At 63.3% G+C, this 26,408-nt stretch carries 24 protein-coding genes; 18 read left to right on the top strand and 6 right to left on the bottom strand.

From position 1 onward, the window contains the following. The first annotated feature begins 74 nt into the window (after positions 1-74). The 12 genes from QMX89_RS07960 to QMX89_RS07905 all read left to right on the top strand — a co-directional run bounded on the left by QMX89_RS07960 (position 75) and on the right by QMX89_RS07905 (position 14,783). Positions 75-1,697 carry a methyl-accepting chemotaxis protein gene (locus QMX89_RS07960; protein WP_282347722.1) on the top strand — a complete coding sequence of 541 codons (1,623 nt, stop codon included), beginning with the start codon at positions 75-77 and terminating at the stop codon, positions 1,695-1,697. Then, a complete protein-coding gene (locus QMX89_RS07955; protein ID WP_282347721.1) occupies positions 1,697-2,215 on the top strand; it encodes a chemotaxis protein CheW in 519 nt (172 codons plus the stop codon). The genes QMX89_RS07960 and QMX89_RS07955 overlap by 1 nt, the downstream gene beginning before the upstream one ends. Beyond that, on the top strand, positions 2,212-3,486 hold the full coding sequence (locus QMX89_RS07950) for a CheR family methyltransferase (protein WP_282347720.1): 1,275 nt from the start codon (positions 2,212-2,214) through the stop codon (positions 3,484-3,486). The genes QMX89_RS07955 and QMX89_RS07950 overlap by 4 nt, the downstream gene beginning before the upstream one ends. Further along, positions 3,483-4,160, top strand: coding sequence for a chemotaxis protein CheW (locus QMX89_RS07945; RefSeq protein WP_282347719.1), 678 nt, complete (start codon positions 3,483-3,485; stop codon positions 4,158-4,160). The genes QMX89_RS07950 and QMX89_RS07945 overlap by 4 nt, the downstream gene beginning before the upstream one ends. Then, a complete protein-coding gene (locus QMX89_RS07940; RefSeq protein WP_282347718.1) occupies positions 4,157-6,475 on the top strand; it encodes a hybrid sensor histidine kinase/response regulator in 2,319 nt (772 codons plus the stop codon). The genes QMX89_RS07945 and QMX89_RS07940 overlap by 4 nt, the downstream gene beginning before the upstream one ends. Further along, positions 6,472-7,482 carry a chemotaxis response regulator protein-glutamate methylesterase gene (locus QMX89_RS07935; RefSeq protein ID WP_056844225.1) on the top strand — a complete coding sequence of 337 codons (1,011 nt, stop codon included), beginning with the start codon at positions 6,472-6,474 and terminating at the stop codon, positions 7,480-7,482. The genes QMX89_RS07940 and QMX89_RS07935 overlap by 4 nt, the downstream gene beginning before the upstream one ends. Before the next feature lie 39 nt (positions 7,483-7,521). Beyond that, on the top strand, positions 7,522-8,535 hold the full coding sequence (locus QMX89_RS07930) for a diguanylate cyclase (protein ID WP_049861292.1): 1,014 nt from the start codon (positions 7,522-7,524) through the stop codon (positions 8,533-8,535). Between the two features lie 219 nt (positions 8,536-8,754). After that, positions 8,755-9,850 (top strand): peptide chain release factor 2 gene (prfB, locus tag QMX89_RS07925; RefSeq protein WP_122742474.1). Its coding sequence is split into 2 segments (ribosomal slippage): positions 8,755-8,826 and positions 8,828-9,850, totalling 1,095 coding nucleotides; the frame shifts between segments, so codons are not numbered across the junction. A gap of 111 nt (positions 9,851-9,961) precedes the next feature. Next, on the top strand, positions 9,962-11,464 hold the full coding sequence (gene lysS, locus QMX89_RS07920) for a lysine--tRNA ligase (protein ID WP_049861293.1): 1,503 nt from the start codon (positions 9,962-9,964) through the stop codon (positions 11,462-11,464). Positions 11,465-11,815: 351 nt separating this feature from the next. After that, a complete protein-coding gene (locus tag QMX89_RS07915; RefSeq protein ID WP_049861333.1) occupies positions 11,816-12,523 on the top strand; it encodes a TetR family transcriptional regulator in 708 nt (235 codons plus the stop codon). A gap of 57 nt (positions 12,524-12,580) precedes the next feature. Further along, positions 12,581-13,858: a flavohemoglobin expression-modulating QEGLA motif protein gene (locus QMX89_RS07910; RefSeq protein ID WP_282347717.1), complete on the top strand. Its 1,278-nt coding sequence runs from the start codon at positions 12,581-12,583 to the stop codon at positions 13,856-13,858. 31 nt (positions 13,859-13,889) lie between these two features. Beyond that, complete coding sequence (locus QMX89_RS07905) at positions 13,890-14,783, top strand: alpha/beta hydrolase (RefSeq protein ID WP_282347781.1); 894 nt, start codon at positions 13,890-13,892, stop codon at positions 14,781-14,783. Positions 14,784-14,831: 48 nt separating this feature from the next. On the opposite strand, the gene QMX89_RS07900 is transcribed toward QMX89_RS07905, so the two are convergent. From QMX89_RS07900 to QMX89_RS07875, 6 genes are all read right to left on the bottom strand, one after another. Further along, on the bottom strand, positions 14,832-15,614 hold the full coding sequence (locus QMX89_RS07900; RefSeq protein ID WP_049861295.1) for an OmpA family protein: 783 nt from the start codon (positions 15,612-15,614) through the stop codon (positions 14,832-14,834). Positions 15,615-15,655: 41 nt separating this feature from the next. After that, on the bottom strand, positions 15,656-16,069 hold the full coding sequence (locus QMX89_RS07895; protein WP_056844228.1) for a DUF4398 domain-containing protein: 414 nt from the start codon (positions 16,067-16,069) through the stop codon (positions 15,656-15,658). A 244-nt stretch (positions 16,070-16,313) separates the two neighbouring features. Continuing rightward, complete coding sequence (locus QMX89_RS07890) at positions 16,314-17,639, bottom strand: PAS domain-containing methyl-accepting chemotaxis protein (protein ID WP_049861297.1); 1,326 nt, start codon at positions 17,637-17,639, stop codon at positions 16,314-16,316. 167 nt (positions 17,640-17,806) lie between these two features. Further along, positions 17,807-18,619 carry an OmpA family protein gene (locus tag QMX89_RS07885; RefSeq protein WP_282347714.1) on the bottom strand — a complete coding sequence of 271 codons (813 nt, stop codon included), beginning with the start codon at positions 18,617-18,619 and terminating at the stop codon, positions 17,807-17,809. A gap of 41 nt (positions 18,620-18,660) precedes the next feature. Next, positions 18,661-19,065, bottom strand: a complete 405-nt coding sequence (locus QMX89_RS07880) for a DUF4398 domain-containing protein (protein WP_122742713.1) — start codon at positions 19,063-19,065, stop codon at positions 18,661-18,663. Between the two features lie 236 nt (positions 19,066-19,301). Then, the gene (locus QMX89_RS07875; protein ID WP_282347713.1) at positions 19,302-19,652 is read right to left on the bottom strand and encodes a pilin assembly protein; all 351 of its coding nucleotides are present in this window, start codon (positions 19,650-19,652) and stop codon (positions 19,302-19,304) included. Positions 19,653-19,894: 242 nt separating this feature from the next. Here QMX89_RS07875 and ppc point away from each other — a divergent pair, with 242 nt between their 5' ends. The 6 genes from ppc (at position 19,895) to QMX89_RS07845 (ending at position 26,304) form a co-directional block, all read left to right on the top strand. Further along, positions 19,895-22,540: a phosphoenolpyruvate carboxylase gene (gene ppc, locus QMX89_RS07870; RefSeq protein ID WP_282347712.1), complete on the top strand. Its 2,646-nt coding sequence runs from the start codon at positions 19,895-19,897 to the stop codon at positions 22,538-22,540. Positions 22,541-22,815: 275 nt separating this feature from the next. Further along, positions 22,816-23,463 carry an adenylate kinase gene (gene adk, locus QMX89_RS07865; RefSeq protein WP_049861302.1) on the top strand — a complete coding sequence of 216 codons (648 nt, stop codon included), beginning with the start codon at positions 22,816-22,818 and terminating at the stop codon, positions 23,461-23,463. A 115-nt stretch (positions 23,464-23,578) separates the two neighbouring features. Further along, the gene (gene tsaB, locus QMX89_RS07860; RefSeq protein ID WP_282347711.1) at positions 23,579-24,259 is read left to right on the top strand and encodes a tRNA (adenosine(37)-N6)-threonylcarbamoyltransferase complex dimerization subunit type 1 TsaB; all 681 of its coding nucleotides are present in this window, start codon (positions 23,579-23,581) and stop codon (positions 24,257-24,259) included. 148 nt (positions 24,260-24,407) lie between these two features. Further along, positions 24,408-24,701 carry a hypothetical protein gene (locus QMX89_RS07855; RefSeq protein ID WP_049861304.1) on the top strand — a complete coding sequence of 98 codons (294 nt, stop codon included), beginning with the start codon at positions 24,408-24,410 and terminating at the stop codon, positions 24,699-24,701. Continuing rightward, a complete protein-coding gene (locus tag QMX89_RS07850) occupies positions 24,698-25,567 on the top strand; it encodes a DUF72 domain-containing protein (protein ID WP_282347780.1) in 870 nt (289 codons plus the stop codon). The genes QMX89_RS07855 and QMX89_RS07850 overlap by 4 nt, the downstream gene beginning before the upstream one ends. Before the next feature lie 47 nt (positions 25,568-25,614). Next, on the top strand, positions 25,615-26,304 hold the full coding sequence (locus QMX89_RS07845; RefSeq protein ID WP_282347710.1) for an extensin family protein: 690 nt from the start codon (positions 25,615-25,617) through the stop codon (positions 26,302-26,304). Positions 26,305-26,408 lie beyond the last annotated feature (104 nt).

Raw genomic sequence — 26,408 nt, 5'->3', positions numbered from 1 at the left:
CACGAAATCGCCTGAGGTAGGGCTATACTCAGGCGATTTTTCGTTTGTGCTGTAGGAATTTTCGAGGGTTGACTGTGAAGAACTGGTCCTTGCGCCACCGCATCCTGGCGAGTTTCGCCGTTGTCATCGCAATCATGCTGTTGATGGTCGTGGTGTCCTATTCACGTCTGCAGACCATCGAGACCAACGAAACCAAGGTGCGCACCGACAGTGTGCCGGGCGTGGTGTTCAGCTCCATGATCCGCAGTGCCTGGGTGGACAGCTACGTCTATACCCAGCAACTGGTGGGCCTGAGCTATCAGCGCGAGCTGATCACGGCCGACGAGGAGCAGTACAAGAGCTTCGCCGAGCGCCTGACCCAGCAGATGGCCAATTACCGCAGCACCGTCCAGGACAGCGAAGACCAAGCCGCTTTCGAAGAATTCGCGCGGATGCGCGTGACCTATGAAAAGACCCTGGCCGACGTGCTGGAAGCCTATCGCCTGCGCAAGTTCAGCGAAGCCCAACAGATGGCCATCGACGACCTGACGCCAGCCTGGGTTGCCGGTCGCAAGCAACTCAACACCTTGATCGATCGCAATCGCGAGGGGGCCGAGAAGGCCACTTCGGCCATCGACTCCTCGGTGGCCGCGGCCAAGGTCAGCCTGGTGATCTCGCTTCTGGTGGCAATCATCGTCGCCGGTGTCTGCGGGCTGTGGCTGCTGCGTACGATCATGGCGCCCATGCAGAAGATCGTGCGGATCCTGGAGGTCATGCGCAACGGCGACCTGAGCACTCGCCTGAGCCTGGCGCGCAAGGACGAATTCAATGAGGTCGAACTGGGCTTCAACGACATGATGACCGAGCTCACCGCGCTGGTGGCCCAGGCGCAGCGATCGTCGGTGCAGGTCACCACCTCGGTGACCGAAATCGCCGCAACGTCCAAGCAGCAACAGGCCACGGCGACCGAAACCGCCGCCACAACTACTGAGATCGGCGCTACTTCGCGAGAGATCGCTGCCACCTCGCGCGATCTGGTGCGGACCATGGGTGAGGTCACTTCGGCAGCCGACCAGGCGTCCTCCCTGGCCGGCTCCGGTCAGCAGGGTCTGGCGCGCATGGAAGAAACCATGCATCAGGTCATGGGCGCTGCGGAGCTGGTCAACGCCAAGCTGGCGATCCTCAACGAGAAGGCCGGCAACATCAACCAAGTGGTGGTGACCATCGTCAAGGTGGCAGACCAGACCAACCTGCTGTCGCTCAACGCTGCCATCGAGGCCGAGAAGGCCGGCGAGTACGGTCGCGGCTTTGCGGTGGTCGCCACCGAAGTACGCCGTCTCGCCGACCAGACCGCCGTGGCCACCTATGACATCGAGCAGATGGTGCGCGAGATCCAGTCGGCGGTTTCGGCCGGGGTCATGGGTATGGACAAGTTTTCCGAGGAGGTGCGCCGCGGCATGTTCGAGGTGCAGCAGGTCGGCGATCAGCTGTCGCAGATCATCGGCCAGGTGCAGGCATTGGCGCCGCGCGTGCTGATGGTCAACGAGGGCATGCAGGCGCAGGCCACCGGTGCCGAACAGATCAACCATGCCTTGGCGCAGTTGGGCGATGCCAGCAGTCAGACGGTGGAATCGCTGCGTCAGGCCAGCTTCGCCATCGACGAGCTGAGCCAGGTCGCCACCGGACTGCGCGGCGGTGTCTCGCGCTTCAAAGTCTGATGGGCGCGATGCCGATCGCCGCGCGCAACAAGCTGTTCCTGCTGTTTCGCATCGCACAGGAGCGCTTCGCGCTGGACGCGCTGGAAGTGGCGGAGGTTTTGCCGTTGCTGCCACTCAAGCCGGTCCCGCAGGCGCCGGCGTGGGTGGCCGGTGTATTCGCCCACCGCGGTCGTGTGGTGCCGGTGCTGGACGCCAGCGCGTTGAGCTTTGGCGTCGCGGCGGTGCGTCGTACCAGTACCCGTCTGGTGCTGGTGCACTACCCGAATGACCAGGCCGGTCCTCAGGCTCGTCTGGGGCTGATCGTCGAATTCGCCAGCGAAACGCTGCGCTGCGATCCACGCGACTTCAAACCCAGTGGTGTGCATAACCGTGCCACGCCCTACCTGGGGCCAGTGCGCGAAGACAGTCAGGGTCTGTTGCAGTGGTTGCGCGTGCAGGATCTGCTCGAACCGGCCGTGCGCGAACTGCTCTTTGCCCCGCAGTTGGCGGCCTCGGTCGTGGAGGAGGGCGCGCGATGAGCGACGACCAGCGCTTCGTGCGTTTTCTGCGTGACCGCATCGGTCTGGATGTGGCGTCGGTAGGTCCGGCGTTGATCGAACGCGCGGTCGCACAGCGCAGCCAGGCAGCGCATGTCCCGAACCTGGATGCCTACTGGACGCTGTTGCAGGGCTCGGCAGCGGAGCAGCAGGCGTTGATCGAGGCGGTCATCGTTCCGGAAACCTGGTTCATGCGCTACCCCGAATCCTTCGCCGCGCTGTGCAAGGTCGCCAAGGCGCGCCTCGCCGAACGGCCCGGCGTGCCGCTGCGTATCCTCAGCCTGCCCTGTTCGACGGGCGAGGAGCCTTATTCGATCGCCATGGCCTTGCTCGACGCCGGGCTGGCGCCGGAGCAGTTCAGCGTGGACGGTGTGGACATCAGTCCACTCTCCGTGAGCCGGGCCACACGGGCGGTCTATGGGCGCAATTCGTTTCGCGGAGCGCCGCTGACGTTTCGCGATCGACATTTTGCGCCGACGGATGAGGGTTACCTGCTCGCACCGCAAGTTCGCGCGCAGGTGCGCCTGCAGGTGGGCAACATTCTCGATCCGCTGTTGCTCGGCGGCGAGCGCGCCTATGACTTCGTGTTCTGTCGCAACCTGCTGATCTATTTCGACCTGCCGACCCAGCAGCAGGTGTTCGAAGTGCTGAAGAAACTGACTCACGAAGACGGCGCACTGTTCATCGGTCCGGCCGAGGGCAGTCTGCTGGCGCGATTGGGCATGCGCCCGATCGGCATCGCACAATCGTTCGCCTTCGTCCGCGATCGTCAGGTCGCGCCTGCGCCCACGCCCTTGGCCCCTGCGCCGGCGCGGTTGCAGATGCCGATCAAGCTGCTGCCCGAACCGGGCCGACAGCCGCTGCGTACCCGCACGCGGGTGCTGGCGCTGCCGGTGGCCAATACGGCTGAAACGGTAGCCAACGACGGCACAGCCTTGCTTGCGCAGATCGCCAGACTCGCCAACGAAGGTAAAAGTACCGAGGCCCAGGCGGCGTGCGATGCCTACCTGCGCAGCCATGGGCCCGACCCTCAGGTGTTCTATTGGCTGGGCCTGCTCAGTGACCTCGGCGGCCAGGTGTTGCAGGCCCAAGGCTACTATCGCAAGGCGTTGTACCTCGATCCCCAGCACGCCGAGGCGCTGGCTCACCTGGCCATGCTCCTTACCGCCCAAGGCGACATCGCCGGTGCGCGGCGCCTGCAGGAGCGCGCCGCGCGCAGTGACCGGCCGCGGGCGCAGGAGCACAAACGATGAGCGCCCCGGACCTGATCGACATCGACGCCCAGCAGATCGATGACTGCTGGAACCGCATCGGCATTCATGGCGACAAATCCTGCCCACTGCTGGCCGAGCACATCCACTGCCGCAACTGCGCGGTGTACGCCTCGGCGGCGGTCCGTCTGCTGGACCGCTACGCTTTGGATCGTCAGCACGCGCCTCTGCATTACAGCGAAGCGGTAGGAAGGGTCGAAAGCAAATCACTGGTCCTGTTTCGCCTGGCCGATGAATGGCTGGCGCTGGCCACCCGCTGCCTGGTGGAGGTGGCGCCGGTGCAGGCCGTGCATTCGCTGCCGCACCAGCGTTCGCGGGCGTTGCGCGGCGTTGCCAACGTACGCGGCGCGCTGGTGCCGTGTCTGGCGTTGGAGGAGCTGTTGGGCATCGACACCCAACACGCCACCCCAGCCGTCTCCGCGCGGGTCATGCCGCGTATGCTGATCATCGCCATAGACGGCGGCTCGGTGGTGGTGCCGGTGGAGGAAGTGGACGGTATCCATCGCATCGATCTGGTCGAGCTCGAACAAGCTTCCACGGCCACGACCCAGGCGGGCGCACGGTACACTCAGGGCGTTCTGCCATTTCGCGGGCGCAGCGTGCGCCTGCTCGACGACACGGCGCTGCTGCAGGCCATGAACCGGAGCCTGACATGACCCCGGAGCAGATGCGCGACGCCTCGTTGCTGGAACTGTTCAGCCTGGAAGCCGAGGCCCAGACCCAGGTGCTCAATGCCGGGCTGTTGGCCCTGGAGCGCAACCCGACCCAGGCCGATCAACTGGAAGCGTGCATGCGCGCGGCCCACTCGCTCAAGGGCGCCGCGCGCATCGTCGGCCTGGACGCCGGAGTGCGCGTGGCCCACGTCATGGAAGATTGCCTGGTAGCGGCCCAGGAGCGGCGCGTGTACCTGATGGCCGAGCACATCGATGCGCTGCTGCTGGGCACCGATTTGCTGATGCGTATCGGCACGCCCGGTGCCGGCGCGCCCGGCACGCACGATATCGATGCCTACGTGGCGCAGATGGCGGCGGTGATGGATCCGTTGGCCGCCGCCGCAGCGCAGCTCTCGCCCACGGTGCCACCGGCTGCACCTGCGCCGGCCGAGCTACCCATGGAGACCCCGCCCGAGGCGCCCCCCGTCGCCGAACTGGCGGACGCAACGCCCGCCTTGGACGATTTCGTGGCCGAACTCCCGGCGAACCGGGCACGCCGGGTCAGTGACACCGGCGAGCGGGTATTGCGGGTCACGGCGGAACGTTTGAACAGCCTGCTGGACCTGTCGAGCAAGTCGCTGGTGGAAACCCAACGCCTCAAGCCCTATCTGCTGACCATGCAGCGTCTCAAGCGCATGCAGGCGCAGAGCATCCGTGCGCTCGGCGGCCTTGCCGAACAATTGCAGCTCGAAGGGCAGAGCGCCGAGGTGCGCGACGCCTTGGCGCAGGCCCAGTCGCTGCTGGATCAGACCCAGCAGATGCTGCTGCAGCAGACTGCGGAACTGGATGATTTCGGCTGGCAGGCCAGCCAGCGCGCGCAGTTGTTGTACGACACGGCGCTGGCCTGTCGCATGCGCCCGTTCGCCGACATGCTGGGTGGTCAGGAACGCATGGTCCGCGACCTGGGCCGCTCGCTGGGCAAGCAGGTGCGGCTGGACATCGAAGGCGAGAAGACCCAAGTCGACCGTGACGTTCTGGAAAAACTCGAAGCGCCGCTGACCCACCTGCTGCGCAACGCCGTCGATCACGGTATCGAAACCCCCGAGCATCGCCTGCTGGCTGGCAAGCCTGCCGAAGGCCGGGTGGTGCTGCGCGCCTCCCATCAGGCAGGCTTGCTGGTGCTGGACCTGAGCGACGACGGCGGTGGGGTCGATCTGGCTGCGCTGCGCCGCAGCATTGTCCAGCGCGGCTTGTCGGCCGCCGATACGGTGGAGCAGCTCAGTGAAGAGGAGCTGCTCAGCTTTCTGTTCCTGCCTGGTTTCAGCATGCGCGACACGGTCACCGAGGTCTCGGGCCGAGGCGTCGGGCTGGATGCGGTGTTGCACCTGATTCGCCAGCTGCGCGGCTCGGTCGAGCTTATTCAGGTGCCGGGGCAGGGCAGCCGTTTTCACATCGAGGTGCCGCTGACCCTGTCGGTGGTACGCAGTCTGGCGGTGGAAGTGGGCGGCGAGGCGTACGCGTTTCCGCTGGCACACATCGAACACACCATGGACCTGCCGGCCGAGGACATCATCCAGCTCGAAGGCCGCCAGCACTTCTGGTTCCAGGACCGTCATGTCGGCCTGGTGGCCGCCAGTCAGCTGTTGCAGCGGCCGTCCGGTCAAGGCAACGAGGCGACCGTCAAGGTCGTGGTGATCCGCGACCGCGAAGCGATCTACGGCGTGGCCGTGGAACGCTTCATCGGCGAGCGCACGCTGGTCGTGCTGCCGTTGGACGCGCGCCTGGGCAAGGTCCAGGATATTTCCGCCGGTGCCTTGCTCGACGACGGTTCGGTGGTGCTGATCATCGATGTCGAAGACATGTTCCGCTCGGTGGAGAAGCTGCTCAATACCGGTCGCCTGGAGCGCATCGACAAACGCAGCCAGCAGGCCGAAGCGGCGCGCAAGCGGGTGCTGGTGGTGGATGACTCGCTGACTGTCCGCGAGCTGCAACGCAAGCTGCTCAGCCATCGCGGTTACAATGTGGCCGTGGCCGTCGACGGCATGGATGGCTGGAATGCCTTGCGCAGCGAAGACTTCGACCTGCTGATCACCGACATCGACATGCCGCGTATGGACGGCATCGAACTGGTGACCCTGCTGCGCCGCGACAGCCGCTTGCAGTCGTTGCCGGTCATGGTGGTTTCCTACAAGGACCGCGAAGAGGACCGCCGCCGCGGCCTCGACGCCGGGGCCGATTATTACTTGGCCAAGGCCAGTTTCCACGACGATGCCTTGCTCGATGCGGTGGTTGAGTTGATTGGAGGAGCGCGGGGATGAGGATCGCCATCGTCAATGACATGCCCATGGCCGTGGAAGCGTTGCGTCGGGCGATCGCGCTGGAGCCGTCCCACGAGGTGGTGTGGGTGGCCAGCAACGGCCGCGAAGCGGTCGAGCGCTGCCAGACCGTAACCCCGGACCTGATCCTGATGGATCTGATCATGCCCGTGATGGACGGCGTGGAAGCCACTCGGCAGATCATGGCCAACACCCCGTGCGCCATCGTCATCGTCACGGTCGACCGCCAGCAGAACGTTCATCGTGTCTTCGAGGCCATGGGCCACGGTGCCCTGGATGTGGTCGATACCCCCACGCTGGGTGTCGGCGACGCTCGCGAGGCTGCGGCGCCGTTGTTGCGCAAGATCTTCAACATCGGTTGGCTGGTGGGACAGCGCAGCCCGGCGGTGCGCAGCGAGTTGCCGCTGCCGCGCGCGAGCGGGATGCGACAGAAACTGGTGGCCATCGGCTCGTCGGCCGGCGGCCCCGCCGCGCTGGAAATCCTGCTCAAGGGATTGCCGCGCGATTACCCGGCGGCCATCGTTCTGGTTCAGCATGTGGACCAGGTGTTCGCCGCCGGAATGGCCGAATGGCTGAGCAGTGCCTCGGGCCTGCCAGTGCGCCTGGCGCGGGACGGTGAGACCCCTCAGGCTGGCACTGTGCTACTGGCTGGCACCAATCATCATATTCGTCTGCTGAAAAATGGTACCTTAACCTACACGGCAGAACCGGTGGACGAGATCTACCGACCTTCCATAGATGTTTTTTTCCGTAGTGTGGCGCAATTCTGGAACGGCGACGCCGTGGGCGTGTTGCTCACCGGCATGGGCCGCGACGGCGCGCAGGGCTTGAAGTCGATGCGTCAGCGCGGTTACCTGACCATCGCCCAGGACCAGCTCAGCAGCGCCGTCTATGGAATGCCGAAAGCGGCGGCGGCCATTGATGCAGCTGTTGAAATTCGTCCGCTCGAGCGGATCGCACCCCGACTGATGGACGTATTTTCACGATGAACTCGAGCCACGGCGCAGGCAGTATCCAGGTGACAAACCATGATTGATCTACAGATCGAAGCCTTCAGGTCCAACGACAACAACAAGTCGATGGTACTTCTGGTGGACGACCAGGCCATGATTGGTGAAGCCATCCGTCGCAGTCTCAGCGACGAAGCCAATATCGACTTCCACTTTTGTGCCGATCCGCAGCAGGCCATCAACCAGGCCATGCGAATCAAGCCGACCGTCATCCTCCAGGACCTGATCATGCCGGGCCTGGATGGCCTGTCGCTGGTGCGCGACTATCGCAATCACCCGGCGACCCAGGACATCCCGATCATCGTCCTGTCGACTAAAGAGGACCCTCTGATCAAGAGCGCCGCCTTTGCCGCAGGCGCCAATGATTACCTGGTCAAGCTGCCCGACACCATCGAGCTGGTGGCGCGCATTCGCTACCACTCCAAGTCGTACCTGACGCTCCTGCAGCGCGACGAGGCCTACCGCGCGCTGCGCGTGAGCCAGCAGCAGCTGCTGGATACCAATCTGGTCCTGCAACGGCTGATGAACTCCGATGGCCTGACCGCGCTGTCCAACCGTCGCCACTTCGATGAGTACCTGGAGCTGGAATGGCGTCGCGCGATGCGCGACAAGACCCAGCTGTCGCTGTTGATGATCGACGTCGACTACTTCAAGTCCTACAACGACAACTTCGGCCATCTGGCGGGCGACGAAGCCCTGCGCCGCGTGGCCGATGCCATCCGCCACTCCAGCAACCGCTCCAGCGACTTGCCGGCGCGCTACGGCGGCGAAGAATTCGCCCTGGTGCTGCCGGGCACCTCGCCTGGCGGTGCCCGGCTGGTCGCCGAGAAGCTGCGCCAGACCATCGCCGCCCTGAACATCCCGCACATCGCGCCCCAGGCCGACGCCTGCCTGACGGTGAGCATCGGCCTGGCGACCATGACGCCGCAGCAGTCCAGTCATTGCCGCGAGCTGATCCTGGCTGCGGACAAGGGGCTGTATACGGCCAAGCACAATGGGCGCAATCAAGTGGTGGTGGGCGAGCAGGAGTAGGGCGTCGGTTTCGGTTGGCCTCTTCGCGGGCAGAGCCCACTCCCACAACGGTTCGTGTTCAGCTGTGGGAGCGGGGCGGGCGGCGAGCTCTCTGCCCGCGAATAGGCCGACGGGTCAACCCAAAAAAAACACCCATCCCCAGCTCGACGGGCTGCTGTCCATGGCCGGCTGCGTTATACTCTCCGGCTTTTCACACGTTACGCACGAGAGCTGCCCGCCATGGAAATCAACCCGATCCTTAACAGCATCAAGGACCTGTCCGAGCGCTCCGAAACCATTCGGGGGTATCTTTGACTACGATCAAAAGCATGAGCGTCTGACCGAAGTCAATCGCGAGCTTGAAGATCCTGCTGTCTGGAACAACCCTGCCTACGCCCAGGAACTGGGTCGCGAACGCTCGCTGCTGGCGCAGATCGTCGACACCCTCGACGAAATGAACGCCGGCCTGAGCGACGCCAAAGACCTGCTGCAAATGGCTGCCGAAGAAGAAGACCAGGGCGCCGTCGACGACGTGTCCGCCGAGGTCGAGCGCCTGCGCGCCCAGCTCGAGAAGCTGGAATTCCGTCGCATGTTCAGCGGTGAAATGGACGCCAACAACGCCTACCTGGACATCCAGGCCGGCTCCGGCGGCACCGAAGCCCAGGACTGGGCCAACATCCTGCTGCGCATGTACCTGCGCTGGGCCGACAAGCGCGGCTTCGACACCACCATCATGGAACTGTCGGCCGGTGAAGTCGCCGGTATCAAGGGTGCGACCCTGCACATCAAGGGCGAGTACGCCTTCGGTTGGCTGCGTACCGAGATCGGCGTGCACCGCCTGGTGCGCAAAAGCCCGTTCGACTCCGGCAACCGTCGTCATACCTCCTTCTCGGCGGTGTTCGTCTCGCCGGAAATCGATGACAACATCGAGATCGACATCAACCCGGCCGATCTGCGCATCGACACCTACCGTTCCTCCGGTGCCGGTGGTCAGCACGTCAACACCACCGATTCGGCGGTGCGTATCACCCACGTGCCGACCAACACCGTGGTCAGCTGCCAGAACGAACGTTCGCAGCATGCCAACAAGGACACGGCGATGAAGATGTTGCGTGCACGCCTGTACGAACAGGAAGTGCAGAAGCGCAACGCCGCCTCGCAGGCGATGGAAGACAGCAAGTCGGACATCGGCTGGGGTCACCAGATTCGCTCCTATGTGCTCGATGCCTCGAGGATCAAGGATCTGCGCACCAACATCGAACGCAGCGACTGTGACAAGGTGCTTGACGGCGACATCGACGAATACCTCGAAGCCAGCTTGAAACAAGGGCTGTAACACCGCCGGACAGGCCGATGCATCATCCGCATCGGCCTGCCATGGCTGGCCTGCCCGCGATCCCGGCGACGTAGTCGGGAGCAACGAACCCGTGATGGAAAATCTGAAGACATGAGCGACCAACAACTCGACCCGCAAGACCTGCAACAGGAAGAAAACAACCTGATCGCCCTGCGCAAGGAAAAGCTTGCTGCCGTGCGCGCCCAGGGCCAGGCCTTCCCCAACGACTTCCGTCGCGACAACTATGCAGGCGACTTGCAGAAACAGTACGTCGACAAGACCAAGGAAGAGCTCGCCGAGGCAGCGATTCCGGTCAAGGTCGCTGGTCGCATCATGCTCAACCGTGGCTCGTTCATGGTGATCCAGGACATGACCGGACGCATCCAGGTCTACGTCAACCGCAAGACCCTGCCCGAAGAAACCCTGGCTCAGGTGAAGACCTGGGACATGGGCGACATCATTGCCGCCGAAGGCACCCTGGCCCGTTCCGGCAAGGGCGATCTGTACGTCGAAATGACCAGTGTCCGCCTGCTGACCAAGTCGCTGCGTCCGTTGCCCGACAAGCACCACGGCCTGACCGATACCGAGCAGCGCTACCGCCAGCGCTACGTCGACCTGATCGTCAACGAAGACGTGCGCGATACCTTCCGCGTGCGCTCTCAGGTCATCGCCCATATCCGCAGCTTCCTGGCCAAGCGCGACTTCCTCGAAGTCGAGACGCCGATGCTGCAGACCATTCCCGGCGGCGCCGCGGCCAAGCCGTTCGAAACCCACCACAATGCCCTGGACATGGAAATGTTCCTGCGCATCGCTCCTGAGCTGTACCTCAAGCGTCTGGTGGTCGGTGGCTTCGAAAAGGTGTTCGAGATCAACCGCAACTTCCGTAACGAAGGCGTCTCGACTCGGCACAACCCCGAGTTCACCATGCTCGAGTTCTACCAGGCGTACGCCGACTACGAAGACAACATGGACCTCACCGAAGAGCTGTTCCGTGAGTTGGCGCAGCTGGTGCTGGGCAGCACCGACGTGCCCTACGGCGACAAGGTGTTCCATTTCGGCGAGCCGTTCGTGCGCTTGTCGGTCTTCGATTCGATCCTCAAGTACAACCCCGAGTTGACTGCCGATGATCTGAACGACATCGACAAGGCTCGCGCCATCGCCAAGAAGGCCGGCGCCAAGGTGCTGGGCTTCGAAGGTCTGGGCAAGTTGCAGGTGATGATTTTCGAGGAGCTGGTCGAGCACAAGCTGGAGCAGCCGCACTTCATTACTCAGTATCCGTTCGAAGTGTCGCCCCTGGCCCGCCGCAACGACGACAATCCTAACGTCACCGACCGCTTCGAGCTGTTCATCGGCGGCCGCGAGATCGCCAACGCTTACTCCGAGCTCAACGACGCCGAAGATCAGGCCGCACGCTTCATGGCCCAGGTGGCGGACAAGGACGCCGGCGACGACGAGGCCATGCACTACGATGCCGACTTCGTTCGCGCGCTGGAATACGGCATGCCGCCAACGGCCGGCGAAGGGATCGGTATCGATCGCCTGGTCATGCTGTTGACCAACTCGCCCTCGATCCGCGACGTGATCCTGTTTCCGCACATGCGGCCGCAAGCCTGACAGTTGTCGATCAGCCGCCCCATGGGGCGGCTTTTTTATGGGCGCCAATACGGTGTGTCAATGCCGGCCCCGACGCGGCTTGCACCGCTGCTACAGGGGATCGCGACAACCTGCCGTTGTCCCAAAGGATTACGATATCGTGTAGCAGCGACGCAAGCGCTCAAGGATCCGCAGGCCTGCGCGATCTCTGTAGCAGCGGCGCAAGCCGCGTCACAATCCACGGGCTCTCACGTACCCTGTAGCAGCGGCGCGAGCCGCGTCAGAATCCTCGGGTTCTCACGTACCCTGTAGCAGCGGCGCGAGCCGCGTCAGGGCCCGCACCTCCCACTTACTCAAAGGATACGAGCAGTGATTCCAGCAACACCCAGACAAGGAGCCGCCAGCGTCGCCTCGACGCTGGCCCGCAACGTCCAGTACCAAGGACGCAAGGCCAGCCGCCAGGGCAGCGAGCTGCGTCGCCAGGCGATTCTCGACGCGGCCATGCGCATCGTCGTGCGCGATGGCGTACGGGGCGTGCGCCACCGCGCCGTGGCCACCGAAGCCGGGGTGCCGCTGTCGGCGACCACTTATTACTTCAAGGACATCGATGACCTGCTCAACGATGCCTTCGCTCAGTACGTCGAGCGCAGCGCCGTGTTCATGGCCAAGCTGTGGAGCAACACGGAAGAGATGTTGCGCGCCCTGATCGCTCGCGGCGACGGCAGCCCCGAAGCCCGCGCCCAGCTGGCCGACGAGATCGCCCGCCTGACCGCCGATTACGTGATGCACCAACTGCAGACCCGTCGCGATCACCTGATCGCCGAGCAGGCCTTTCGCCAGGAGGCATTGCTCAACCCCCGCCTGGCCTCGCTGGTACTGGCCCATCAGGACATTCTTCTGCAAGGCGGCCGACAAATGCTCGAAGTACTGGGCTCGCGCGATCCCGTGCAGGACGCGCAGGTGTTGACGGCGATTATCGGGCGGATGGAATATCAGGGGCTGCTGGCCAGTACCCAGGCGGACGCCGACCGCGAAATGCTCGGTATCCTGACCCGCTTCATGCAATGGGTACTGGGCTGAGCCCACGCAGTGAAAGGCCCGCGGTTGGTGGGCCCAGCCAGAACGAGGAGCAGTACGGTGGATGAGTATCAGCAGACGATTCGAGGCTTGTCCGACCGGATCGTGCAGGCACAGACGCCGATTCGCGTGCTCGATGCGGTGAAGTGGGACGACTCCATTCGTCACGGCTTTCTGCAGGCAGGCGGCAAGCAGATGCCAGCGGTGGATCGCGACTATTACCAGAACCGAGCCCTGGGCTTCGACTCCAGCGCGGTCAAACTGGAATTTCAGAACATCGAGCGCGATATCACCCGCCAGCTCGGCCAGTTCAATCCGGTCGGGCAGATCATGCGCCGCATGTGCAAAGAGTACCGCATGGTCGTGCGCATGCTCGAAGCCCGCGGTACCGAGGACTTCGGCCTGATCTCACAGGAGCTGTACGGCGCCGCTTCCGATGCCTTCCATGCCGGCGACCCGACCCTGGCCGATCTGGGGCTCATGCTTTCGGACTACCTGAACAACATCGCCGGGCGCGGAGACCTCAAGGACGAAGCCAAGACCCTGACGGCCAAGGATGCGGTGAACCTGTTGCAGGGGCGCCTGAACCGGGTGTTCGGTGAAACCGAAGGCACTATTCGCGTGTTCGAATCCGATGGCATCGTTGCCGACGCCGCGGCCGGTGCGGATTACATCAAGATTCGCAGCGATGCGATGTTCAACGAGCGCGACGTGCGCGCCCTCGAAGTCCATGAAGGTCTGGTCCACGTCGCCACGACGCTGAACGGCCAGAACCAGCCGATCTGCACCTTCCTCTCCAAGGGGCCGCCCTCGTCGACGGTCACCCAGGAAGGCCTGGCCATCTTGATGGAAGTGATTACCTTCGCGTCCTATCCCAGCCGCCTGCGCAAATTGACCAATCGCACCCGTGCGATCCACATGGTCGAGGAGGGTGCCGACTTCCTCCAGGTGTTCGATTTCTTCCGCGAAGAAGGCTTCGAGATGCCTGAAGCCTATGGTAACGCCAGCCGCGTGTTCCGCGGCTCGACCCCGGCCGGTCTGCCGTTCACCAAGGATCTGTCGTACCTCAAGGGCTTCATCATGGTCTACAACTACATCCAGCTGGCCGTGCGCAAAGGCAAGCTGGAACAGGTGCCGCTGCTGTTCTGTGGCAAGACCACCCTGGAAGACATGCGCACGTTGCGCCAGCTGGTCGACGAAGGGCTGGTGACACCGCCCAAGTACCTGCCCAAACAGTTTCGCGACATGAACGCGCTGTCCGCCTGGATGTGCTTCTCGAACTTCCTCAACCACCTGAGCCTGGACCGAATTGAAGCCGACTACTCGAACATCCTCTGAGCGGCCGCCGCAGCGACGCTGGCGTACTGCCCTGGCCCTGGCAGTGACGGTCAGCCTGGCCGGCTGCAGTTCGCTGCTGTTCTACCCGGAGCCCGGGCTGCCGTTCACGCCCGCCAAGGCGGGCCTGGCCTACGAAGACGTTACGCTGACGGCCGCCGATGGTACGCGCCTGCACGGCTGGTGGTTGCCGGCCAAGCCCGGTGTCGAGGTCAAGGGCACGGTGCTGCACTTGCATGGCAACGGCGGCAACCTGGCTTGGCACCTGGGCGGCAGTTGGTGGTTACCCGAGCAGGGTTATCAGGTGCTGATGCTCGACTACCGCGGCTATGGACTGTCCGAAGGCTCGCCGCGGCTGCCACAGATCTATCAGGATATCGACAGCGCCTTTGCCTGGCTGCAGGCGCGTACGCAGGTGCGCGACAAACCGTTGGTGCTGCTTGGGCAAAGCCTGGGTGGAGCGATGGCCGTGCATTACTTGGCCGAGCATCCGCAGCAGCGCGAGCGCCTCAAGGCCTTGGTGCTCGACGGTGTCCCGGCCAGCTACCGGGCTGTGGGTCGTTATGCCTTGAGCACCTCCTGGGTAACCTGGCCATTGCAGGTGCCATTGTCCTGGTGGGTGCCTGACGGCGACAGTGCCATCGCCTCCATCGAAAAACTGAAAGGTACGCCCATGCTGCTCTTCCAGAGCATCGACGATCCGATCGTACCTCTGGACAACGCGCTGCAATTGTACCGAAAGGCGCCATTGCCGAGGGTGTTGCAACTGACCCGCGGCGGCCATGTGCAAACCTTCGCCGACCCTACATGGCGTCAGGTCATGCTGCGCTACCTGGACGACCCGCAGCATTTCAACGGCCTTCGCCGTCTCGGCGAGATACCCAACTATCCCACGCCTGCCGAATCGGTGCCCGCAGCGCACAAATGAAAACGCCCCGGTGATCACTCACCGGGGCGTTTATTTACAGCGGGTGGATCAACGCATGGACGAGCGCGGGGCCACTGGCTGGTTGTCGTTGGAAATGGTCACTTCCACACGACGGTTCTGGGCACGGCCGGAGTTGCTGGTGTTGTCGGCAACTGGGTATTCCTTGCCATAGCCTTGAGCGACGATGCGCGAAGGCTCGACGCCGGCGCGGACCAGGGCGGCCATCACGGAGTTGGCGCGGCGCTCGGACAGGCTCTGGTTGTAGGCAGCCGAACCGGTGCTGTCGGTATAGCCTTCGACGATGACCTTGCGATCAGCGTTTTCCTGAAGGAACTGGGCCAGCTTGGCGATGTTGGGGAACGCGGACGACTTCAGCTCAGCCTTGTTCAGGTCGAACAGTACGTCACCGAAGGTCACCAGGGTACCGCGGTCAGTCTGTTTGGCGTTCAGGCTGTCCTGAAGCTTCTTGATCTGAGCGTCGCGGGCATCCAGGCGAGCCTGAGCGCGCTGGGCAGCAGCACCTTTGAGGGTTTCCTCGGCGCTGCGCAGAGCGATGGTCTGCTTGGCCACTTCAACGCGCTGGTTGGTCAGGTAGGCCAGCTGGTCGACTTTGGCGCGGTCAGCGTCGTCACGGTAGGCCTTGTCAGCCTTGTCCAGCCATTCCGAAGCGTCTTTGGTTTCCAGCGCAGCCAGCTGTACCGACTTGGGGTTGGTCTGCAAGGAAGAGAAATTAGTCCGCGCCTGTTCCAGGTTCGGGTTAGGCGGGGTGGAGCAAGCTGCCAGGCCAACGCTGAGAGCCAACAGGGCAGGAACCATCAATTGTTTACGCATAGTCTTCATCCTTTATTCGAGTTCAAGTCGCGATGGGCAGCTTACTGAGCGCTGCGCATGCCTTCTTCACGCAGGTCCTGTACACCCTGCTTGGCGTCTTGTACGGCCTTGGCTGCTTTGCCAGCCTGCGCCTTGCGCTCGGCCAGACGTGCGTCCCACTCGGCCTGTTCGGCGAGGACCTTGGCTTTCTCGTAGTTCTTGTCGTGCATGGCGATTTCAGCCTGCTTGAACTTGTCCTGCGCAGCTTTCATTTCCACAGCGGCGTATTCGGTACCGCCAGCGCTCACCGCGCTGTTCACGGCCGATTGAGTCACGGCGTACTGCTCGGTTGGAGGCTTGCCGGCGCAGCCAGCCAGGACGAAGGTAGTGCCCAAGGCGAGGGCAGCCAGTTTCAGCCCGCGCAGAGGGTTGGACGAGGTTTTGGCAGTACGGGTATTCATGGCTTTCAACTCCATTGGATAGCTCCTGAAAAACATCAAAATCCATGACAGTCGAACGTTTCACGCGCCTGGGTAAAGCCCGGCGACTAGCACACGCCGCTGGCTGTAATGGTTAAACGTTGGGACACAAGGCAATTTTGAATAGTTCAGAAATTTGTCCGAATGGGCGAGTTTTTCTGACGCCGCTGGTTTGTCACGCAGATGCGCCGGTCGGCGAGCCGACAAGGCGCATCAGGTAGCGACTGGTGACACACAGACCCTAGGACTCGGTGGCCAGCTGCGTTGTAAAGCTTGCCACCGCACCTACCACGCGCTTCGCGCCGTCCTGAATCTCGGTGATGACGGTACCTGCCTGATTGGCCAGTTGCAGGCCGGATTCGGCTTTGTGCCTGCCGGCGCCGATGGTTTCCACCGCGTCGGTGGCAAGCTTCTGGTTCTGCCTGACGACGCCCTCGATCTCGGCAGTAGCTTGGGTCGTACGTGAAGCCAGTTGGCGAACCTCATCGGCCACCACAGCAAAACCGCGGCCCTGTTCACCCGCGCGTGCGGCCTCGATAGCGGCGTTCAACGCCAGCAGATTGGTTTGCGCGGCGATACCGCTGATGGTCTTGATGATGTTGGAAATCACCTGGCTCTGCTCGTCCAGCGCCTCGATGCCTTCGGCCGCACTTTGCATGTGATGGGCGAGGTCCGTCATCACCTTGACCGTATCTCGCACGACTTCGGCTCCGCGCAGGGCCGTTTCATCGGTGCGCACCGACGTGTCGTACGCCACCGTGGCGGCTTCGGCGATGGCGATCTCGCGTTCCACCATCTCGGTGATGACGGTTGCGACCTTCACGACCTTGTAGACATTGGCATTGCCATCCCGAACCGGGTTGTAGGAAGCCTCGAGCCACACCGTACGACCGCGGCTGTCCACACGCTCGAAGCGCTCGGCAACGAACTCGCCGCGGCGCAGGCGCTCCCAGAACGCTTGATAATCCCGCGAATTGGCGATTTCGCCACTGCAGAACATGCGGTGATGCTTGCCCTTGATCTGCTCCAGGCCGTAGCCCATCGCCTGCAGAAACAGATCGTTGGCGGTCAGCACATGGCCGTCGAGGTCGAACTCGATGACCGCGGTGGAGCGCAACAGCGCCTGGATGAAGTTCTCGTGTGCCCGAGAGGTTTCGATGGTGTTGGTCAGGTCGCTGGCATAGCACGAGAACTTGACCAGCCGGCCATCGGTGGCGTGTACCGGGTGCATGATGACCCGTAGCCAGGTCTCGCCGCCGTCCTTGCGCAACAGCCGCCAGGCCCCGCAGAAGTGTTCTCCCTGGCGTATGGCGGTACGCACGCGTGCGTGGTGCTTGTCCTTCTGCACATGCTCGGCAACCAGGCTTTCCAGAGGTTTGCCCACCAGCTCGTCGTTGCGATACTGAAGCACGGCCTCGAAGTTGGCGTTCACCCCCAGAATGCATCCCTGGGGGTCGAGCCTGAGGTGGATGGTTTCCTCGTCCAGGCCTTGGCGGATCTGTCGCACGATCGCCACCTCCTCACGCAGGGCGGCCATTTCGTTTTTCAGGCGTTTGAAGAAGAACATGGCACAGGCCTCGAGAAGGGAAGGGCATGTAAAAGTATCGACAGCCTCCATGGTTACTTAAGGCCGCAACCTCCCAGCGGTAGGTTGAAACGATTAAGCGCAAACAAGCGCAAAAACCCGGCGCGCTGGCCGGGTTTTTTCTGGTTTCTTTTTCCAGGGTTCGAAAATCAACGCATCGACGCGCGCGACCTGGCCGGCTGGTTGTCATTGGAAATGGTCACTTCGACCCGACGGTTCTGGGCACGACCCGAAGCGTCGCCGTTACTGGCCACCGGATAGGACATGCCCAGGCCTTGCGCGACGATGCGCTCGGGGCTCACGCCGGCGCGCACCAATTGCACCAGGACCGCATTGGCGCGACGCTGCGAGAGGGTCTGGTTGAAGGACGCGGAGCCGGTACTGTCGGTGTGTCCTTCGACGATCACCTTGCGGTCCGGGTTGTCGCGCAGAAATTGCGCCAGACGGGCGATGTTGTCGTAGGCCCCAGGGCGCAGTTCGGCCTGGCCGGTTTCGAACAGCACGTCACCGAAGGTCACCAGGCTGCCGCGTTCGGTTTGCTGCACGGCCATCGCTTCAGCCGCAGGTTGTTTGGCGTTGAGGCTTTCCTGGAGCTTCTTGATCTGCGCATCGCGTGCTTCCAGGCGGGCCTGGGCACGCAATGCGGCAACACCTTGGATCGCTTGTTCAGCGGTCCGCAGCTCGATGGTCTGCCGGGCCAACTCGATACGCTGACGGGCCAGATAAGCCAGGTGATCCACCTGATCATCGGCCTCTTTCGCCCGCGCCGCTTTTTCGGCACGTTCCAGCCACTGTGCGGCGTCCTTGGTTTCCAGGGCAGCCAGCTGGACCGACTTGGGATTACCTTGCAGGTCGGCAAAACTCGCCTGGGCCTGCACCAGTTGCGGATTGGGGGCTTTGGAACAGGCAGCCAGCAGCACGACCAGCGCCGACAGCGCGGGGAATTTGAATTTATTGTTCACGGTAATTTCCTGAATCTTGAAAGAAGAACGCGAAAGCCAGCTCAAGAGGCGGCGCGCAGGCCTTCCTCACGCAGGTCCTGAATACCCTGGCGAGCATCTTCGACGGCGCGACGGGCTTTGGCGGCCTGAGCCTTGCGCTCGGCGAGGCGGGCGTCCCATTCGGCTTGTTCGGCCAGGCGGCGAGCCTGCTCGTAGTGTTTGCCGTGCAGTGCCAGTTCAGCGTTCTTGAGCTTGTCCTGAGCGGACTTCATTTCGACGGCGGCGAACTCGGTGCCGCCGGCGCTGACCGCAGCATTGACCGCCGACTGGCTCACGGCATATTGCTCGACCGGCGCGATACCGGCGCAGCCTGTCAGGACGACACCGGTGGCAAGGCCCAGGAGGGCTGTTTTCAGAGGGCCGAAAGACGACCGTACGCTGGATGTATTCACGCGATAGTGCTCCATTGAACAGCGATTGATTGCTTCGTCCGTCTTGCGCAACACGCCAGCAAAGGCCTGCTGGCGCAATGCATTGCGGACGAATCGGTGGCCAGTGGCTGGCTCTTTTTTTTCCGAGTCTACAATCGCTTTTGAGCACTATCCTATTGATTTGTATGAATTTTGCCGCCAAGTTCAGGATTTTTTTATGACCATCTGACCGGGGCTGGCCAGCACGTAGGAGCTTTCGCAAACCTACCGGTTCAGATTCGATTCGCAGCGTCGTCCGCAGTGCTTTTCAGGCGTTGCAGGTGTTCACGTGACAGCGCCAGGAATCGAGGTGTCGCGCCGACATCCTCATACAGGGGATCACCCTCCTCGTCGGTGGCGATGACCTTGGTCCCCTTGACGTAGGGAAAGCTGCCCTCGAGCTCTTCGAGTGCCGCCCCGATCAGCTCGCCGAGCAGTTCCTGAGCGTGGTGCTTGGGGTACATCTGGGTCAGCGCCGCCAGGCGCGCTGCCGACTCCATGTCCAGGTGAATGTTGATACCGGTGTCGGTCAGGCGACCCTTGGCGTTCTGTTCCCAATGCTCGGCCAGCTCGTGAATCTTCATAAACACCTCTCGCGCAGGTTGTTCGAGCCCCGCTTGACCACGCTTGTCAGCGTTGGCTTGGCTGGGGCACTCTCTATCTATAGCAAAGATGCTGTGGCACAGAGGCTATGGCCCAGATCGTTTGCATAGATGAGTTGTAGAGCCATTTTTCCCGTGCTTGTTCAGTAACCCAGGCGATCCAATCACACGCCGCGCCGGGCTGGCTGGACGGGCAAACCGTTTCCAAGCCACGGAGAATGCCGATGTCCGATATCGATCTGCGCCTGCGCGAAGACGTGCACCTGCTCGGTGAATTGCTGGGCAATACCATTCGCGAGCAGTACGGCGATGCCTTTCTGGAAAAGATCGAGCGCATTCGTCGTGGCGCCAAGGCGGACCGTCGACGCGATCCGACCGGTGATGCGGTCAGTGCTGAACTGAGGTCCAGCCTAGACGACCTCGGCGAGGAAGAACTGCTGCCCGTGGCCCGCGCGTTCAACCAGTTCCTCAACCTCGCCAACATCTGCGAACAATACCAACTCATCCGTCGCCGCGACGAAGGCCAGCCCGAGCCCTTCGAAAACCTGGCACTAAGTGAGCTGCTGGGAAGGCTCACGGCCGCCGGTCATCGTCCCGAAGCACTGGCGCAGCAATTGGCGGCGCTGGATATCGAACTGGTGTTGACCGCACATCCAACCGAAGTCGCGCGTCGTACCCTGATCCAGAAATACGACGCGATCGCCGCACAGCTGGCCTTGCACGACCACCGCGATCTGACCACTGTCGAGCGCAAGGCGGTGCGCGAGCGACTGCAACGGTTGATCGCCGAGGCCTGGCATACAGAGGAAATCCGCCGCACCCGACCGACCCCGGTGGATGAGGCCAAGTGGGGCTTCGCGGTCATCGAAAACTCGCTCTGGCAGGCGGTGCCCAATCATCTGCGCAGGGTCGACACCGCGTTGCAGGCCGCCACCGGGCAGCGTCTGCCCCTGAGTGCTGCACCGATCCGCTTCGCCTCGTGGATGGGCGGCGACCGCGATGGCAATCCCAATGTCACGGCCAAGGTCACTCGCGAAGTGCTGTTGCTGGCGCGCTGGATGGCGGCCGATCTGTTTCTGCGCGATGTCGACCAGTTGGCTGCCGATCTGTCCATGCAACACGCCAGTGCGCCGCTCATGGCGCAGGCGCCCGACAGCAGCGAGCCTTACCGCGCGGTGCTCAAGCAACTGCGCGAGCGCCTGCGTGCCACGCGCCACTGGGCCCAGGCATCGCTGCCGAACACTCAGCCGACCGACGACCAGGTGCTGCAGGACAACCGCGAGCTGATCGAACCGTTGCAGTTGTGTTTCGACTCGCTGCATGAATGCGGCATGGGCGTGATCGCCGATGGACCCTTGCTCGATTGCCTGCGCCGTGCGGTGACCTTCGGTCTGTTTCTGGTGCGTCTCGATGTGCGTCAGGATTCGACCCGCCACCGCGGTGCTTTGAGCGAGATCACCCAATACCTCGGGCTGGGTCGCTATGACGACTGGGACGAGGACGCGCGAATCGAATTCCTCGTGCGCGAACTGGCCAATCGCAGGCCGCTGCTGCCCACCTGCTTCGAACCCAGCGAGGACACTGCCGAAGTGCTGGCCACGTGCCGGGAAGTGGCAGCAGCCCCGGCCGCATCGCTGAGCTCCTACGTGATTTCCATGGCTGGCGCAGCTTCTGACGTGCTGGCGGTGCAGCTTCTGCTCAAGGAGTCCGGGCTGCGCCGGGCGATGCGCGTGGTGCCGCTGTTCGAAACCCTGGCCGACCTCGACAATGCCGGGCCGGTGCTCGAACGCCTGCTGCAGCTGCCGGACTACCGCAGCCGTCTGCAAGGCCCGCAGGAAGTGATGATCGGCTACTCCGATTCGGCCAAGGACGCCGGGACCACGGCGGCCGCCTGGGCGCAGTATCGGGCGCAGGAAACCCTGGTGAATATCTGCCAGGCCCATGGTGTCGAGCTGTTGCTGTTCCACGGTCGCGGCGGCACCGTGGGCCGGGGCGGCGGTCCGGCCCATGCGGCCATCCTGTCGCAGCCACCGGGTTCGGTGGCCGGGCGCTTCCGCACCACCGAGCAGGGCGAAATGATCCGTTTCAAATTTGGCCTGCCGGACATCGCCGAGCAGAACCTCAACCTCTATGTAGCCGCGGTGCTGGAAGCCACCTTGCTGCCGCCGCCTTTGCCCGAGCCGGCCTGGCGCACAGTGATGGACCAGCTGGCGGGGCAGGGCGTCAAGGCGTACCGGCAGGTGGTGCGCGAGCATCCGCACTTCGTCGAGTACTTCCGCCAGGCCACGCCCGAACAGGAACTGGGTCGGCTGCCATTGGGCAGCCGGCCGGCCAAGCGTCGGCAGGGCGGGATCGAGAGCCTGCGGGCCATCCCGTGGATCTTCGGCTGGACCCAGACACGGCTGATGCTGCCCGCCTGGTTGGGATGGGAAGCGGCTTTAGGCGCAGCGCTGAAACAGGGTGAAGGCGAGCGACTGGCTTGGATGCGCGCGCAGTGGCCGTTTTTCCGCACGCGCATCGACATGCTCGAAATGGTGCTGGCCAAGGCCGATGCGGAAATTGCCGCATTGTATGACCTGCGTCTGGTCGAGTCTGGCCTGCAGCCACTGGGTGCGGAGCTGCGCGACCTATTGTCGCAGTGTTGCGCGGCAGTACTGGCACTGACCGGCCAGACACACCTGCTCGCCCACAGCCCGACAACGCTGGAGTTCTTCCGTCTGCGCAACACCTATCTGGATCCGCTGCACCTGCTGCAGGCCGAATTGCTGGCTCGTTCGCGCACGCGAGAAGCGGCGCTCGACAGCCCTCTGGAACAGGCGTTGCTGGTGACCGTGGCCGGTATCGCCGCCGGGTTGCGCAATACCGGCTGAGCCAGGCGGTCGACGGGTACGACCTGCCCGTGCCTGGGCAGCTGTGACCCAGGGTGCAACCGATTGGCGGTGGCACCCGGTGCAACCCCTGCCAGGCAGCCTCTGCGGGGGCGGGTGCCTGCGACTTTCGGTGGCTTGTGTGCCCCGTGCACGCTGTGTATCTTGATCAGCCTTTGGCCGTTCTGCGGCCATCATTTTTTTGGGAAGGGCTTCTGCCGTCAGCGCGGTGGAAGCAGATCTGACGACTATCTATAAAAATCGAGAGGAGCACATCGATGCGCGTGATTCTGCTGGGAGCTCCCGGGGCCGGTAAAGGTACTCAGGCAAAATTCATCACCGAAAAATTCGGTATCCCGCAAATTTCCACTGGCGACATGCTTCGCGCTGCCGTCAAGGCCGGTACCGAATTGGGCGTCATGGCCAAGAGCGTCATGGACAGCGGCGGCCTGGTGTCCGACGACCTGATCATTGCCCTGGTGAAGGAGCGCATTGCCCAGCCCGATTGCGCCAACGGCTTCCTGTTCGATGGTTTCCCGCGCACCATTCCCCAGGCCGAAGCCCTGGTCACCAACGGCGTGGAGCTCGATCACGTGCTCGAGATCGCCGTCGATGACGAAGAGATCGTCCAGCGTATCGCGGGTCGTCGTGTCCACGAAGCTTCGGGCCGCGTCTACCACACCGTCTACAATCCGCCGCGCGAAGAGGGCAAGGATGACGTGACCGGTGACGCGCTGGTGCAGCGCAAGGACGACACCGAAGAAACCGTGCGCCATCGCCTCTCGGTCTACCACTCGCAGACCAAGCCGTTGGTGGCCTTCTACCGCGAGCTGTCGGCCGCGCAGGGCAAGCCCAAGTGCAGCCACGTCGAAGGCGTCGGCTCGGTGAACGACATCACCGCCAAGGTGCTTGCTGCACTGAGCTGAGTGAAAGGCGTCGACACCTCTTGTGTCGGCCATCGCCTTGCCATGAACGGCCCGCTTGCGGGCCGTAGTTGTCTATAATCGCTTCCTTCCCACACACATTGCCTGGACCCTTTCGATGACCACCCTGCTGGCCCTGGACACTGCCACTGAAGCCTGCTCCGTCGCCTTGCTGCATGACGGCAAGGTGTCGAGCCACTATGAAGTGATCCCGCGCCTGCACGCGCAGAAGCTGTTGCCCATGATCAAGACCCTTCTGGCCGAGGCAGGCGTGGCGCTGACGGCGGTCGATGCGATCGCGTTTGGCCGCGGGCCGGGCGCGTTCACCGGTGTGCGCATTGCGGTAGGGGTGGTCCAGGGCCTGGCGTTCGGCCTGGATCGGCCGGTCCTGCCGGTGTCCAACCTGGCCTTGCTGGCTCAACGCGCCTGGCGCGAGCACGGTGTGAATCAGGTTGCGGCTGCCATCGATGCGCGCATGGACGAGGTGTACTGGGGGTGCTATCAGGAGCACGCTGGGGAAATGCGCCTGCAGGGCGAGGAAGGGGTATTTGCGCCCGAACGGGCCCAGCTACCGGCACAGGCCACGGGAGAGTGGTTCGGTGCAGGCACCGGCTGGACCTATGCCGAACGGATCGCCGTTGCCACCGTGGGGCGCGACGCCGACCTGCTGCCCCATGCCCAGGACCTGCTGGAGCTGGCCCGCTTTGCGTGGGCGCGCGGCGAAGGACTGCCTGCCGATGGCGCCCAGCCGGTTTACCTGCGCGACAACGTCGCCACTCCGAAAAAGTCGCTTTTGTAGTACGCTTCGTCGGCGTTCACGCCTGTAGTGCGCATTTCATCGGCAGAATCTGCCATTGAGATAAAACTTTGTCGCAATTTGTGGTCTAGTGATCACCTGAGTCGCAGCCTGACCGGCGCCGGCTTCTTTCGACGATCGAGTGAACCTGATGCGTATCGATGGTGTTTCCTCCCAGCCTTACCCGATCAAGCGCAAGCCGCTTGCGGATAAAGCGCGGGTGCAGGATGCCGTTGACGATATCGAAGGCGAATTCGAAGTCCCTGCGCAACCCACCCCCCAGCGCTCCCGCGCTCGGGGCGCCAGTGTTCCTGCACGCCAGCAGGACATGATCTTCCCTCGTTCGATGAGCCGCCGCGCCGCTGACGCCTTGGGCATGTACCTGAGCACTCAGGGTTTCGTCGAGTGGGATAACGAGGTGCTGGGCCTGGACGTGCATATCTGACTGTGTCCAGCCTGCCTTATTTCATCGGTTGTCCTTCGTGGAGTGAAAACGCCTGGCGCGGTGATTTCTACCCGCACGATGCGCGTCCGCCCGATTTCCTCTCCCTGTACGCCCAACTGTTCAATGCCGTGGAGGGCAACACCACCTTCTACGCACGCCCTGCGCCCAGTACCGTTGAACGCTGGGCCGCGAGCATGCCGTCGGACTTCCGCTTCACCGCAAAACTGCCCCGCGACATCAGCCACGGCGGTGACCTGCGCGAGCAGTTGGGCGCCGCCGAGGACTTCTGCCGCTTGCTCGATCCATTGGGTGAACGAGTGGCGCCGCTGTGGTTGCAATTGCCGGCTTCATTCGCGCCTTGGCGACTGCCGGAGCTGATGGGCTTCATCGACATTCTGCAACGGCCGATTGCCGTGGAAGTGCGCCACGGCGCATTTTTCGCCCGTGGCGACGAGGAGCGTCTGCTCAACAACCTGCTGCGCGAGCGCAATGTCGAGCGTATCTGCCTGGACCCACGGGCCTTGTTCAGCTGCACCTCGGACGCACCCGCCGTGCTTCATGCCCAATCCAAGAAGCCCCGTGTGCCGCCACGTCCGACGGCTTTCAGCAACAGCCCGCAGGTACGTTTCATCGGTCATCCGCAGTTGCAGGCCAACGAGCCGTTCCTGACGCCCTGGGTCGAGAAGATCGCCGGCTGGATCGAGGAGGGGCGCACCCCCTACATCTTTCTGCACACGGCCGACAATCTGTTCGCACCAGCCCTGGCCCGGCGTTTCCACGAGCGCCTGATGGAACGTTTGCCGGGGCTGCCGGCCTTAAGGGAACTGCCTCCGGAGCCCCAGACGGCGCAGCTCGGCCTGCTCTGACCCGGTACTGCAGTGGTTTCCTTCAGCCATGCCGAACCGAGGCCGATGTGTCGAGATTGCTGATCATTCTGTTGCTACTGGCCGCAGCCCCGGTTGCCGTATGGCGAGGCTGGATAGAGGTGCCCGACCGGTGGAATCCGTGGGCGCCGCTGGACATCGCCGAGCCAGTGAATTTTCTGACGCGCTACAAGCTCAGCCGGTTGCAGAGTGATCCCCAGCTTTGTGTGCAGGCCCTGGCAACGTCTACCGTGCGCTACAGCCAGCAGGCCGACAGTGCGGCCGATGCCAAGTGTCCGTTGGTGAATGTGCTGCGCGTGCAGGGCAGCGAGGTCAGGTTGAGCAGCAGCTTCCTAGCGACCTGTCCGGTCGCCGTGGCGTTCGCGATGTTCGAGCGTCAGGCCCTGCAGCCGGCTGCGCAAGCCGTGTTCGGCCAGGCGGTGACCCAAGTGGATCATCTGGGCAGCTTCGCCTGCCGCAATGTCTACGGTCGCAGCGAAGGACGCCTGAGCCAGCACGCCAGCGCCAACGCGCTGGACATCGCCGGTTTTCGCCTGGCCGATGGCCGGCGCATAAACGTCCTCAAGGACTGGCCCGGCGACAGCGCCAACGCGCGCTTCCTGCGTGAGGTGCGCGACGGTGCCTGCAAGCATTTCAATACCGTTTTGGGTCCCGATTACAACGCCGCCCACCGCAACCATTTTCACCTTGATATGGGACGCTGGAGCGTGTGTCGTTGATCGTGTTCGTTCCCGGCTGTTGCGGTGCACCCGGACGCGGCTCGCGCCGCTGCTACAGGGGGTGGGTACCGCGGGGCGGCAATTTTGGTGCTTCTGTAGCAGCG

This window comes from Pseudomonas sp. PS01301 (assembly GCF_029960215.1).
Lineage (GTDB): Bacteria > Pseudomonadota > Gammaproteobacteria > Pseudomonadales > Pseudomonadaceae > Aquipseudomonas > Aquipseudomonas coleopterorum.
This window is presented reverse-complemented; position numbering and strand designations above follow the sequence as displayed.